We start from the raw sequence: 12,862 nt of genomic DNA, 5'->3' as shown, positions 1-12,862 counted from the left end.
GCTGTCCGGTGCAGCGCCGTCCGGGGTCGAGACCGGGCGGCGCTTCTTACTCGGGGCCGAACGCCTCGGTGAGCTGGCGTTCGAACTCGGCCGGGTCGTGGCCGGCGCAGGTGAAACCGGTCCAGGTGCCGCGCGGCGGGACCCGGTGCGGGCCGTGCGGGCGGGGGTCGGTGCAGCGCTGCGGGTACATCAGCGGTTGCCGGATCGGGTGGCCGAGGACATCGCCTCCCAGGCCTTCACGAACAGCGGCCGGTCCCGCTCCGTGTAGGCGAAGACCGAGCGCAGCGCCCCGTCGACGAACCGGTCGACCTTGTCCGGCATCCGGCCGTGCTCGCCGACGTACAGGCCCTTCACCCGCATGCCGAGCCGGGGCGACACCGACCGGAGCTCCGCCTGCGAGAGGCCCTTGTCCTGCAGGAACTCGCCGACCGTCAGCGGCCGGGCCATCGGGTCGAGCTCCGGTTCCTCACCCAGGGCGCGAGCCGCGACGTGCCGGGCCTTCGCCTCCAGCCACGAGGCGTCGACGATGCCGCGGGCTGCGGCGAGGACGGCCATCTGTGCCTGCGCCTGGGTGGCGATGGCGGTCAACTGGTCCTCGGTGGCACGCGGGTTGATCGCGCCGCCCTGCGTCCAGTACGACTCGATCGCGTCGGCGACCTCGGCCTGATACGCGATCAGCAGCTGCCGCGCCTCTTCGCGCACCCGCCGCTCGTCGATCGTGGCGAGCAGCATCAGGAAGGTTCGAACGTTGACCACGACGTGCTCGCGGGACTGGATGTCCCCCGGAAGCTGCATGGGCATGGTGCCCACGCAGGCCCACGACTTGGCCTTGAGCTTCTGGAGCTGGCGGGAGTAGTCAACGCCGAGACTCTCGATGACCGGCTTCAGGAAGATGCTCGGCTTGCCGTCGACATCTACGGCCAGAACCTCGCCGCCGTGGAACGGGATGCGGACGAGGTCGGTCATGCCGCACGCACCTCGTCAGCAGGCGCGGCAACGCCCTGAAAGAAGGCGCTGGTGGGCACCTCGAGCGCCTCGGCGACCAGGACCAACTCCCGGGCCTCAAATCCGATCCGCCCGACGAGACGCCTGCTGACCTGCGGCTGCGAGAGGCCGAGCACGTCGGCGAGCCAGTTCTGACCCCGACGCCGGCGTCCCATTTCGGCGCGAACGTTGTCGCCGATCCTGGCGCGAACGGGGTCGATGTCCCCGCCGTTGCGGACGTTGTCTGTCATGAGAATGAGGATGTATCAAATAGCGATACGCTGTCAACTCATACGTTTGGGCTATCCCTGCTCAGCGCGATGCCATGCCACGATGGTTGACGATATGGGCGCAAACCATGAGACTGTGCGTCATGACGACAACACCGGAACGGCGTACCGCGACGCTGACCGAGCTTGTCGCCCAGGAGATCGACTCGGTCCGTGGGCGCAAACGGATGTCACAGGCTCAGCTGGCGCGGGCGATGGGAAAGACCCCGATGTGGGTCTCGCTGCGACTTCGCGGCCTGCAGGCGATCGACATGAATGACCTAGCCCTATTTGCCCAGGCCCTCGACGTCGGCGTGCATGACCTACTGCCGCCCAGGGAGATCGCTGCCGCTGCTTCTCGTGACGCTAACCAGGTTTAGAGTCGCGGGGACAACACCGATTTCCCAATAGCCGGGAGCGCGCCTACCGGCGCTGTTTCGGCCCAGACGTCCGGAGAGACCGAGTGACCCAGCCCAGCCTCAGCCTGGTCGACACAGACCCGGCCGAATCGGCGGTCGATGCCATCGTCATCGGCCTGCACAGCCAGCCCGACGAGGACGGCACCCTCTTGCCTGCCGCCGGCGCCGAGAGCATCGCCGCGGCCTTCGACGGCAAGCTGACCTCGACGCTGGCTCTGCTCGGCGCCACCGGGGCGGCCGGCGAGGTGACCAAGCTGGCCACCCTCGGTACGATCGCCGCCCCGCTGCTGGTGGCGGTAGGCCTCGGTGCCGAGCCGGACGGCCCCGCCCCCGACCTGGAGACCCTGCGCCGGGGTGCCGGCGCGGCGGTCCGCGCCCTGGCCGGCAGCGCCTCCGTGGTGCTGGCCCTGCCCGTGCCGGACGACTCGGACGCCCCGCCGGCGCTGCGCGCCGTGCTGGAGGGCGCCCTGCTCGGCGGCTACCGGTTCGCCGGTTACAAGACGAAGCCGCAGAAGGGCCGCCGGGAGCCGGTCGCCGAACTGCGCCTGCACGTGCCGGACGCCGCCGACGAGGCGGCGGCCGCCGAGCTGCGCCGCGCCGAGGTCGTGGCGAAGTCGGTGCGCCTGACCCGGGACTGGGTGAACACCCCGCCGAACGCGCTGCGCCCGGCCGACCTGGCCGATCAGGTGGCGGCGGCCGCGACCGAGGCCGGCCTCGGTGTCGAGGTCCTCGACTTCGAGCAGCTCAAGGACGGCGGGTACGGCGGCATCGTGGCGGTCGGCCAGGGTTCCGAGGCGCCGCCGCGGCTGGTGAAGCTCACCTACACGCCGGACGGGGTGGAGAACCCGAAGCGGGTCGCGCTGGTCGGCAAGGGCATCACCTTCGACACCGGCGGCGTGAGCATCAAGCCGGCCGCCGGCATGTGGGAGATGAAGTCGGACATGGCCGGCGCCGCCGCGGTGGCCGCCACGCTGATCGCGATCGCCCAGCTCAAGCCGGGTGTGGCCGTCTCCGGTTACCTGGCGATCGCCGAGAACATGCCGTCCGGTTCGGCGTACCGGCCGGGCGACGTGATCACCATGTACGGCGGCAAGCGGGTCGAGGTGTTCAACACCGACGCCGAGGGCCGGATGGTGCTGGCCGACGCGATCGCCCGGGCCTGCGAGGACGGCACCGACTACCTGTTCGAGACGTCGACGCTGACCGGTGGGCAGGTCATCGCGCTGGGCAAGCGGATCTCCGGCCTGATGGGTTCGGACTCCGCGACCGCGCTGGTCGAGGCGGCCGGCAAGGCGGTCGGCGAGCCGGCCTGGCGGATGCCGCTGCCGGACGACGTGCGCAAGGGCATGGAGTCGGAGATCGCCGACATCTGCCAGACCAACGCCAACATGGACCGGGCCGGGCACATGCTGCAGGGCGGTGTCTTCCTGCGCGAGTTCGTGGCCGAGGGCGTGGAGTGGGCGCACATCGACATCGCGGGCCCCAGTTACCACACCGGTGAGGCGAACGGTTACTGGACGAAGGGCGGCACGGGCGTCCCGGTGCGGACCTTCCTCAAGCTGATCGACGACCTGTCCTGACGGACGGGGGCGCCGTCCGGCTCAGACCGGGCGGCGCCGCTGGCGCTCGTTGTAGTCACGCATCCGCTGTGGATAACCGAGCAGTTTCACGTCGTAGATCGGCATGCTCAGCTGGTGCGCGAATTTCCACGCGACGTCCGGTGATCCGATCCGCCGACGGGTCCATTCACCGTCGTGTGCCACAAGCAACAGCGTGGTCTCGGTCACTGTCGTCTGTGGCTCGATGAACGCCTCGACTCCCTGCTTCGTCCGGAAGAATTGCGTAAGATGCTCGAGATCGGCCTGGTTGACCTGCCGGCCGCCGGGCCCGCTGGTCCGGGAACGCCGCCGAAACCAAGCCACTGCTCCTCCTCGCGTCAGATCCCGCAAGGGTACGTCGGACCGACGTGTCGTGGGGCACCTGGCTGCATTGACCGGGTCGAGAAGTGACAAGATGTCGGTGACGGGACTGTGACCGTTTCCATTGTGTGACCCACACCGGAGACGATGCGACCACTGGAGTCAACGTGAGCCAGCCCAACGGCGGAACCTTCGACATCGTCATTCTCGGCGCCGGCAGTGGTGGCTATGCGGCCGCCCTGCGTGCCGCTCAGTTCGACCTCAAGGTCGCGCTGATCGACAAGGCCGAGCTCGGCGGCACCTGCCTGCACCGCGGGTGCATCCCCACGAAGGCCCTCCTGCACGCCGCGGAGATCGCCGACCAGACGCGCGAGAGCGAGCAGTTCGGCGTGAAGGCCGACCTCGTCGGCATCGACATGGCGGGCGTCAACGCGTACAAGGACGGGGTGGTCGGCCGCCTGTACAAGGGCCTGACCGGACTGCTCGGGCACAACAAGAACATCACGATCGTCCAGGGCGAGGGCAAGCTCGTCAGCAAGGACACCGTCGAGGTGGACGGCCAGCGCTACACCGGCCGCAACGTCATCCTCGCCACCGGTTCCTACTCGCGCTCGCTGCCCGGCCTCGAGGTCGACGGCACGCGGGTGCTGACCAGCGAGCACGCTCTCAAGCTGGACCGGGTGCCGCAGTCGGCGATCGTGCTGGGCGGCGGCGTCATCGGCGTCGAGTTCGCCAGCGTGTGGAAGTCGTTCGGCGCCGACGTGACCATCATCGAGGCCCTCCCCCGCCTGGTCGCCGCGGAGGACGAGGAGATCTCGAAGCAGGTCGAGCGCGCCTTCCGCAAGCGGAAGATCAACTTCAAGGTGGGCAAGCCGTTCGAGAAGGTCGAGAAGACCGAGAACGGCGTCAAGGTCACCATCGCCGGTGGCGAGACCCTCGAGGCCGAGGTGCTGCTGGTCGCGGTCGGCCGCGGCCCGACGACCGCCAACCTGGGTTACGAGCAGCAGGGCATCACCCTCGACCGGGGCTTCGTGATCGTCGACGAGCGCCTGCGCACCGGTGTCGGCAACATCTACGCCGTCGGCGACATCGTGCCCGGCCTGCAGCTCGCGCACCGCGGCTTCCAGCAGGGCATCTTCGTGGCCGAGGAGATCGCCGGCAAGAACCCGGCGGTCATCGACGAGGCGGGCATCCCGCGGGTCACCTACTCCGACCCCGAGGTCGCGTCGGTCGGCATCACCGAGGCCAAGGCCAAGGAGCAGTACGGCGCGGACAAGGTCTCGACGTACAACTACAACCTCGGCGGCAACGGCAAGAGCCAGATCCTCAAGACCGCGGGCTTCATCAAGCTGGTCCGGGTCAACGACGGGCCGGTCGTCGGTGTCCACATGGTCGGCGCCCGGGTCGGCGAGCTCGTCGGCGAGGCCCAGCTGATCACCAACTGGGAGGCCTTCCCCGAGGAGGTCGCCCAGCTCGTACACGCCCACCCGACGCAGAACGAGGCGCTGGGCGAGGCCTTCCTCGCGCTCGCGGGCAAGCCGCTGCACGCGCACAGCTGATCCGATCGTTCTTTCGCTTTAGGGAGTTTGGGAAAAGATGCCGACATCGGTAACCATGCCGCGGCTTGGTGAGAGCGTCACCGAGGGAACCGTGACGCGCTGGCTCAAGCAGGAGGGCGAGCGCGTCGAGGCGGACGAGCCGCTGCTCGAGGTCTCCACCGACAAGGTCGACACGGAGATCCCGTCGCCCGCCGCGGGCATCCTCTCGCGGATCGTGGTCGGCGAGGACGAGACCGCGGAGGTCGGCAGCGAGCTGGCCGTCATCGCGGGCGACGGCGAGGACGCCGGTGCGGCCGCGCCGGCCCCCGCCCAGGAAGCCGAGGCTCAGGCCGAGCCCGAGCCGCCCGCCCCCACCGAGCCGTCGACCGAGAAGCCGGTCGAGGCGGAGGCTCCGGCCCCGCAGGCCGCGTCCGCGCCGTCGGGTGGCGGCGAGGGCACCGAGGTGAAGCTGCCGGCGCTCGGCGAGAGCGTCACCGAGGGCACCATCACCCGCTGGCTCAAGGCCGTCGGCGACACCGTCGAAGCGGACGAGCCGCTGGTCGAGGTCTCCACCGACAAGGTCGACACGGAGCTGCCGTCTCCGGTCGCCGGCACCCTGCTGGAGATCAAGATCGGCGAGGACGAGACCGCCGAGGTCGGCGCCGTGCTGGCGATCGTCGGCACGCCGGGCAGCGCCCCGGCCGCCGCTCCGGCCCCCGCGCCCGAGCCGGAGAAGCCCGCCGCCGCCCCCGCGCCGCAGCAGGCAGCGGCGCCGAAGGTCGAGTCGGCCCCGGCTCCGGACGTGTCCGGCGAGTCCTACGCATCCCCCGCGCCCGCCGCGGAGACCGCGAAGCCGGCCGCCCAGCCCGCCGCGGCGCAGCCCGCCCCGGCCGCGCCGTCCGCTTCGGCGGCTCCGTCTGCCGAAGCCGCGAAGTCGAACGGGTCCGGCGACGCCGGTTACGTGACCCCGCTGGTCCGCAAGCTGGCCGCCGAGAAGGGCGTGGACCTGTCCTCGCTCACCGGCACCGGCGTGGGTGGCCGCATCCGCAAGCAGGACGTCATCGACGCGGCGGAGAAGGCCGCGGCCGCGACGAAGGCTCCGGCAGCCCAGGCCGAGAGGGCTGCCGCGCCGACCGAGAAGGCGGCGCCCAAGGCGGAGCCGAGCCCGCTGCGCGGACGCACCGAGAAGCTGACCCGGATCCGCGCGACCATCGCCCGCCGCATGGTGGAGTCGCTGCAGGTCTCCGCGCAGCTGACCACGGTGGTCGAGGTCGACGTGACCAAGATCGCCAACCTGCGGAACAAGGCGAAGGCCGACTTCCAGGCCAAGCACGGCGTGAAGCTGACCTTCCTGCCGTTCTTCGCCCTGGCCACGGTCGAGGCGCTGCAGCAGCACCCGGTGGTCAACTCCTCGATCGACGTCGAGGCGGGCACGGTCACCTACCACGGCGCCGAGCACCTGGGCATCGCGGTGGACGCGCCGAAGGGCCTGGTCGTCCCGGTCATCAAGGACGCCGGAGACCTCAACCTGGCCGGTCTGTCCAAGCGGATCGCGGACCTGGCGGACCGCACCCGCAACAACAAGATCGGGCCGGACGAGATCGGTGGCGGCACCTTCACGCTGACCAACACCGGCAGCCGGGGCGCGCTGTTCGACACGCCGATCATCAACCAGCCGCAGGTCGGCATCCTCGGTCTCGGCGCGGTCGTCAAGCGCCCGGTGATCGTGAACGACCCGGAGCTGGGCGAGATCATCGTGCCGCGGTCGATGGTCTACCTGGCGCTCTCCTACGACCACCGGATCGTGGACGGCGCCGACGCGGCCCGCTTCCTGGGCACGCTCAAGGAGCGCCTGGAGGCCGGGCACTTCGAGGCCGACCTGGGCCTGTAAGGCCAGTGGCAACGAACCGGGGGGCGCGCCGTCACGGCGTACCCCCCGGGTTTGTTTTGGATCGCCTCTTCTTCGGGAAAGATTCAGGTCATGCGCATCGTCATGGCCGGCGCGTCCGGATTCCTGGGCTCCCGGCTCACCGAACGGCTGCGGCAGAGCGGCCACGACATCGTCCGGCTCGTCCGGCGGCCCTCCGAGCAGCCCGACGAGGCCTCCTGGGACCCAGCCCAGGGACGGCTGGACGCCGTGGTGCTGGCCGGGGCGGACGCCGTGATCAACCTGGCCGGCGCCAACGTCGGCGACCGCCGCTGGACGACGGCGTACAAGCGGGTGCTGCGTTCCAGCCGGCTCAACACCACCGACACGCTGGCCCGGACGATCAGCAAGCTGCCGGCCGGTGATCGGCCGGGCACCTTCCTGCAGGGTTCCGGCGTCGGCTGGTACGGCGACACCGGTGACCAGGCCGTGACCGAGGACGCGTCGGCCGGCAACACCTTCCTTGCCGACCTGTGCCGGGTCTGGGAGGCCGCGGCCCGCCCTGCCGAGGACGCCGGCACCCGGGTGGTGCTGCTGCGCACGGCTCCGACCATCGACGCCGGTGGTGCGCTGCTCAAGCCGCTGCTGCTGCCGTTCAAGCTCGGCGCGGGCGCCCGGATCGGCGGCGGGCGGCAGTGGATGGCCTGGATCGCGCTGGCCGACTGGCTGGCCGCGGCCGAGTTCCTGCTGGGCCGCGAGGACGTCGCCGGCCCTGTCAACATGGTGTCGCCGAATCCGGTGACCAACGCCGAGTTCACCCGTGACCTGGCCAAGGCGGTGCGCCGGCCGGCCCTGCTCTCGGTGCCCGGCCCGGTGCTGGACGTGGCGCTCGGCGAGCTTGCGGGGGAGGCGCAGCGCAGTCAGCGGGTGCTGCCGGGGGTGTTGTCGAGTACCGGGTTCGCGTGGGCGTACCCGGAGATGAGTTCCGCCCTGGCGGTGGCTCTGCGTCCCGAACCGGCGATGACCGGCTAGGGCATCAGGCTTTCTTGCTAACCTGCGCCTTGATGTCAGTCGCCGCTCCCGCCCCAGCCGCCTCCGCCGATCCGCCCGCCGAGTCACCGGCACCGTCGCGTGCCCGTGACTGGCGTGCCCATGCGACCGTCGCCCTGCTCGCGCTGGCGCTCGCCGTCTACGTGACGAGCGGTCTCTGGCGCGACCCGTTCCGGCACGGTCTCTCCGACAACCTCGGTGACCAGGCGTTCTTCGAGTGGCTGCTGGGGTACGGCGTCTACACCCTGGGCAACGGCGCGGACCCGTTCTTCACGGATCTGCTGAACGTGCCGTGGGGGGTGAACCTGGCGGCGAACACCTCGATCTCGGTTTACACGATCCTGTTCGCCCCGTTGACCCATCTGGCCGGCCCACAGGTCAGCTATGTGACGATCCTCACACTGAATCTGGCCGGGTCGGCATTCGCCTGGTATCTGTTCCTGAGCCGCTGGCTGGTCCGCAGCCCGCTCGCCGCCGGGCTGGGCGGCATGTTCTGCGGCTTCGCGCCCGGCTTCATCTCGCACGCCAACGGCCACCTGAACTGGACGGCCGGCTGGGTGGCCCCGATCGTCGTGTGGCAGGTGCTGCGGCTGCGCCAGCGCGGGCACTGGCTGCGCAACGGCCTCGTCCTCGGCGTCATGCTCGGCGCGTTCTTCACGATCGCCGCCGAGGGGCTGTTCTACACGGCCCTGGCCAGCGGCATGTTCGTCATCGTCTGGTCGTGCGCCGGCGCGGTGCGCGCCGAGGTCAAGGCGGCGTGGGCCACCGTGCTGAAAGCCCTCGGCGTGGCCGCCGTGGTGGCCGGGGCGCTGCTGGCCTATCCGCTCTACATGCACTTCTCCGGGCCGCAGACGTTCTCCGGCACCGGCTACAACCAGCGGTACTTCGCCGAGGACGCGGCCGCCTACCTGTCGTTCCCCAGCCGGTCGCTGGCGGCGCTGTTCGGGCTCGGTTCCACCCTCGGCCCCAACCGCACCGAGGAGACGTCCTTCTTCGGCGTCCCGCTCATCGTGCTGGTCGCGGTGTCGCTGGTGCTGGTGTGGCGCAACGCGGCCCCCGGCCGCCGTGCCACCCTGCGCGCGATCATGGTGGTCGGCGGCACGTTCCTGGTGCTGTCCCTCGGGCCCCGGCTCAACTGGATGGACGGCGAGCTGCCGGTCCCGCTGCCGTACGCGCTGCTGGCCCGCCTGCCGCTGTTCGACGCGGCGCTGCCGCTGCGGCTGGCGCTGGTCGTGGCCGCCGTCTTCGGCGTCACGCTGGCCCTGATCACCCAGGAGCTGCTGGACCGCAGGATCTCGCCGAGCGTGCACACCGGGCTCACCGCGGCGATCGTGGCGGCGCTGCTGCCGATCTTCCCGTTGCCGGTCCGCGTCCAGGAGCGGGCGCCCGAGCCCGCCTTCATCGCCAACGGCACCTGGCAGAAGTACGTGTCCGACAACGGTGTGATCTCGGCCCTGCCGTTCGCGCTCAACGTGCACGCCGACGGGCAGCGCTGGCAGGCGTACACGATGGCCCGGGGTGGCCCGCAGTTCAGGATCCCGGACGGCTACTTCCTCGGCCCGATGATCAACGGCGAGGAGGGCAAGGAGGGGCTGGGCCAGATCGGCGCGCCGCCGCGCTCGACCGACTGGCTGTTCACCCGCGCCGCTCTCTACGGCTACGTCACCGAGCTCAGCGACGCCGACCGCGCGCAGGCCAGGGCCGACTTCGCCTACTGGAAGCTGGAGGCCCTCTTCCTGCCCGAGCAGATCACCGGCTCCGATCACATGACCCTGTTCCGTAATTCGGTGCTGGTCACCGCGACCGATCTGCTCGGTCCGCCCGAACAGGTGGACGATGTCCTGGTGTGGCGTATCCGTCCCGGCGTGGACCCGATCGACCGATGAGTTCGGGGCTGGATAACCTCCGCGACGTGACGATCGCCGCGCCCGCCCCCGACACGGACCTCGATCTGGAACTGGACGATCCGCCCGCGCCCGCCGAGCCGGAGCCGGAGCCGTCCTTCTGGCGACGCTCCTGGCTCGCTCACCTGGCCATGGCGGTCGTCTCACTGGCCGCCGCCGTCGGAGTCTGCTGGGGGCTGTGGAGCGCGCCGTACAACCACGTGGTCGCCGACAACGTCAGCGACCAGGGCCAGTTCGAGTGGATGCTGTCGTACGGCGTCTATCTTCTGCAGAACCTCACGGACCCGTTCTTCACCGATCTGCTGAACGCGCCGCGCGGTGTGAACCTGGCGATGAACACGTCGAGCACGTTCTACGCCGTGGTGTTCGCCCCGCTGACCCACCTGGCCGGGCCGCAGGTCTCGTTCGTCACGATCCTCACGCTCAACCTCGCCGGCTCCGCCTTCGTGTGGTACCTGTTCCTGCGCCGCTGGCTGGTCCGCAGTGGCCTCGCCGCGGCGGTCGGCGGCCTGCTCTTCGGGTTCTGCCCGGGTCTCGTCTCGCACGCCAACGGCCACCTCAACTGGACCTCCGGCTGGATGGTCGGGATCGTCGCGTGGCGGGTGCTGAAACTGCCGGAGCGCGACCACTGGCTGCGCAATGGCATCGTGCTCGGCCTGCTGTGCACGATGGGCTTCTCGGTCGCCGCCGAGGCGCTGTTCTTCGCCGCACTCGCCAGCGGCATCTTCCTGCTCGTCTGGCTGCTGTCCCGGCCGGGGCTGCGACGGGCCAGGACCGCCCTCAAGCCGGTTCTGCTGTCGCTGGGCGTCACGGCCGTGATCGCCGGTGTTCTGCTGGCCCGGCCGCTCTACATGCACTTCAACGGGCCGCTGAAGTTCTCCGGCACCGGCTTCGGCATGCGCGTCTTCTCCGAGGACCTGGTCGCCTACGTGGCGTTCCCGCTGCGCTCGGTGGCCGGGCTGGCCGGCTGGGGCGCCGACCTGGCACCGAACGCGACCGAGGCCACGTCATTCTTCGGCATCCCGCTGATCCTGCTCTTCGTGGCAGCGGTCGTACTGCTCTGGCGGCGGTCGTCGCCGGAACGCCGCATCACGCTGCGCGCGCTGACCGTCGTCGGCGTGATCTTCTTCCTGCTCTCGCTCGGCCCCCGGCTGCGGTTCCTCGGCGAACAACAACCCCACATCCCCATGCCGTACGCCCTGCTCGTCGACGTGCCTCTGTTCGACTCGGCGCTCCCGGTCCGCTACTCGCTCGTCGTGGTCCTGGTGTTCGCGCTGGTCATCGCCCTGCTGGCGGACGAGGTGGTGCGCCGGCGGGACAGCCTGATCCGCAGCGCCTCCGGCCGGCTCGTGTTCGGCCTCGCCATCGTCGCCGCGCTCGTGCCGATCGCTCCGCTGCCGCTGCGCACGCTGGAGCGGGCGCCGGAACCGGTCTTCATCTCCAGCGGCCACTGGGAGGACTATGTCTCCGACCACGGGGTGATCACGTCGCTGCCGCTCTCCATCGACGTCGCCGTGGACAGCATGCGCTGGCAGGCGTACACGATGGCGCGCGGCGGGGACAAGCAGTTCCGGATCCCGGCCGGCTACTTCCTCGGCCCGCAGGACTACGAGGAGACCGGGCGGCACCTGGTCGGCCGGGTCGGTGCGCCGGACCGCCCCACCGACAAGGTGTTCTACCGGGCCGCCCGCTGGGGTCAGACGCCGAAGATGACGAATGTGGAGCGGCTCAACGCGCGGATCGACTTCGAGTACTGGCAGCTCGAGGCGATCTTCCTCCCCGCAAGCCTGACCGGGCCCAAGGGTCCTCTCAACCGAGATGCCCTGGTACGGGTGACGACTGATCTGCTGGGCGAGCCGGAGCAGGTGGACGACGTACTGGTGTGGCGCATCCGTCCGGGAGTGGATCCGGTCGACCAGTGGGAAGAGAAGTAGGCTTGCGGCCGTGACCTCTTCCGTTCTCACCGTCCTGAGGCCCGGCCTGGTCGACTACCTGGAGGCCTGGGAGGAGCAGAAGCGTCTGCACGAGGGCGTCGTCGCCGGCGCCCAGCCCGACACGGTGCTGCTGCTGGAGCACCCCAGCGTCTTCACCGCCGGCAAGCGCACCGAGCCGGCCGACCGCCCCTTCGACGGCACCCCGGTGGTCGACGTCGACCGCGGCGGCAGGATCACCTGGCACGGTCCGGGACAGCTCGTCGGCTATCCCATCCTGCGCCTGCCCGACCCGGTCGACGTGGTCGCCTACGTCCGGCGGACCGAGCAGATGCTGATCGACGTGTGCGCCGAGTTCGGCGTGACGGCCGAGCGCATCGAGGGCCGCAGCGGCGCCTGGGTCCGGGCCACCGACGGCGGGCTGGACCGCAAGATCGCCCAGATCGGCATCCGGGTGTCGCGCGGGGTCACACTGCACGGCTTCGCACTCAACTGCGACTGCGACCTGTCGAATTTCGACCGTTTCGTCCCGTGCGGCATCCGGGACGCCGCGGTCACCTCCCTCAGCGCCGAGCTCGGGCGGCCGGTCCCGATCAGCGAGGTCATGCCGGTCGTCGATCGCCACCTCGCGACGCTGCTCTGATGGCGCTCTATCGCGACCCGCGCGACAAGCGGGTCTTCGTTCCCCGGCCGGGTGGCGGGGTGGTGCTCAATTTCGGTCACCCGATCGCCTGGGCCATTCTCGTGTGCACGACGATCATCCCGTTCGTGATCGTCACGGTGGTCACCGTCGCGGTTCTGCTCTAGTCCCTTCAGGGCCAGGATGCGAGCCGTATCCCGGGCGATGCCGGGCCCAGCCCGCGTGCCGACCTACGGCTCGATCGGCGCCACAAGTCACCACGCGGTTTTGTGGGGGTTGAGGGTGGGCAACGGCTTCAGCCCGAAAGGGGCGCTGGCGGCCGCGCCCAGGCAGCCCCGTCG

Annotated in this window: 13 protein-coding genes; 9 read left to right on the top strand and 4 right to left on the bottom strand. The window is 70.4% G+C overall.

Features of this window, described 5'->3' with window-relative positions:
* Positions 1-46: 46 nt before the first annotated feature.
* The 3 genes from CLV67_RS51775 to CLV67_RS09440 are packed head-to-tail and all read right to left on the bottom strand — an operon-like array spanning position 47 to position 1,235.
* On the bottom strand, positions 47-190 hold the full coding sequence (locus tag CLV67_RS51775) for a hypothetical protein (protein ID WP_170153797.1): 144 nt from the start codon (positions 188-190) through the stop codon (positions 47-49).
* Positions 190-966, bottom strand: a complete 777-nt coding sequence (locus tag CLV67_RS09445) for a phage antirepressor N-terminal domain-containing protein (protein ID WP_106316790.1) — start codon at positions 964-966, stop codon at positions 190-192. Before CLV67_RS09445 ends, CLV67_RS51775 begins: the two co-directional genes overlap by 1 nt.
* Positions 963-1,235, bottom strand: coding sequence for a helix-turn-helix domain-containing protein (locus CLV67_RS09440; RefSeq protein ID WP_106316789.1), 273 nt, complete (start codon positions 1,233-1,235; stop codon positions 963-965). Before CLV67_RS09440 ends, CLV67_RS09445 begins: the two co-directional genes overlap by 4 nt.
* Before the next feature lie 122 nt (positions 1,236-1,357).
* Here CLV67_RS09440 and CLV67_RS09435 point away from each other — a divergent pair, with 122 nt between their 5' ends.
* Both CLV67_RS09435 and CLV67_RS09430 read left to right on the top strand, forming a co-directional pair.
* On the top strand, positions 1,358-1,633 hold the full coding sequence (locus CLV67_RS09435) for a helix-turn-helix domain-containing protein (protein ID WP_146169035.1): 276 nt from the start codon (positions 1,358-1,360) through the stop codon (positions 1,631-1,633).
* Positions 1,634-1,716: 83 nt separating this feature from the next.
* Positions 1,717-3,252, top strand: coding sequence for a leucyl aminopeptidase (locus tag CLV67_RS09430; protein ID WP_106316787.1), 1,536 nt, complete (start codon positions 1,717-1,719; stop codon positions 3,250-3,252).
* 21 nt (positions 3,253-3,273) lie between these two features.
* Here the strand turns inward: CLV67_RS09430 and CLV67_RS09425 are convergent, their stop codons facing one another.
* On the bottom strand, positions 3,274-3,594 hold the full coding sequence (locus CLV67_RS09425) for a hypothetical protein (protein WP_106316786.1): 321 nt from the start codon (positions 3,592-3,594) through the stop codon (positions 3,274-3,276).
* A gap of 164 nt (positions 3,595-3,758) precedes the next feature.
* Between CLV67_RS09425 and lpdA the strand changes: the two genes are divergently transcribed.
* The 7 genes from lpdA (at position 3,759) to CLV67_RS09390 (ending at position 12,688) form a co-directional block, all read left to right on the top strand.
* On the top strand, positions 3,759-5,150 hold the full coding sequence (lpdA, locus tag CLV67_RS09420; RefSeq protein WP_106317137.1) for a dihydrolipoyl dehydrogenase: 1,392 nt from the start codon (positions 3,759-3,761) through the stop codon (positions 5,148-5,150).
* Between the two features lie 37 nt (positions 5,151-5,187).
* Positions 5,188-7,020, top strand: a complete 1,833-nt coding sequence (gene sucB, locus CLV67_RS09415) for a 2-oxoglutarate dehydrogenase, E2 component, dihydrolipoamide succinyltransferase (RefSeq protein ID WP_106316785.1) — start codon at positions 5,188-5,190, stop codon at positions 7,018-7,020.
* A gap of 90 nt (positions 7,021-7,110) precedes the next feature.
* Positions 7,111-8,028, top strand: a complete 918-nt coding sequence (locus CLV67_RS09410; RefSeq protein WP_106316784.1) for a TIGR01777 family oxidoreductase — start codon at positions 7,111-7,113, stop codon at positions 8,026-8,028.
* A 32-nt stretch (positions 8,029-8,060) separates the two neighbouring features.
* Positions 8,061-9,932 (top strand): DUF6311 domain-containing protein, encoded by a 1,872-nt coding sequence (locus tag CLV67_RS09405; protein WP_106316783.1) that lies wholly within the window; start codon positions 8,061-8,063, stop codon positions 9,930-9,932.
* Between the two features lie 26 nt (positions 9,933-9,958).
* On the top strand, positions 9,959-11,884 hold the full coding sequence (locus CLV67_RS09400) for a DUF2029 domain-containing protein (RefSeq protein WP_239166267.1): 1,926 nt from the start codon (positions 9,959-9,961) through the stop codon (positions 11,882-11,884).
* Between the two features lie 10 nt (positions 11,885-11,894).
* A complete protein-coding gene (gene lipB / locus CLV67_RS09395; RefSeq protein ID WP_106316782.1) occupies positions 11,895-12,524 on the top strand; it encodes a lipoyl(octanoyl) transferase LipB in 630 nt (209 codons plus the stop codon).
* Positions 12,524-12,688: a peptide ABC transporter substrate-binding protein gene (locus tag CLV67_RS09390; RefSeq protein ID WP_106316781.1), complete on the top strand. Its 165-nt coding sequence runs from the start codon at positions 12,524-12,526 to the stop codon at positions 12,686-12,688. Before lipB ends, CLV67_RS09390 begins: the two co-directional genes overlap by 1 nt.
* Positions 12,689-12,862 lie beyond the last annotated feature (174 nt).

Source organism: Actinoplanes italicus (assembly GCF_003001815.1).
In the GTDB taxonomy this organism is placed as follows: domain Bacteria; phylum Actinomycetota; class Actinomycetes; order Mycobacteriales; family Micromonosporaceae; genus Actinoplanes; species Actinoplanes italicus.
Note: the sequence above shows the minus strand (reverse complement) of the source record. Positions and strands in the feature narration are given on the sequence as shown.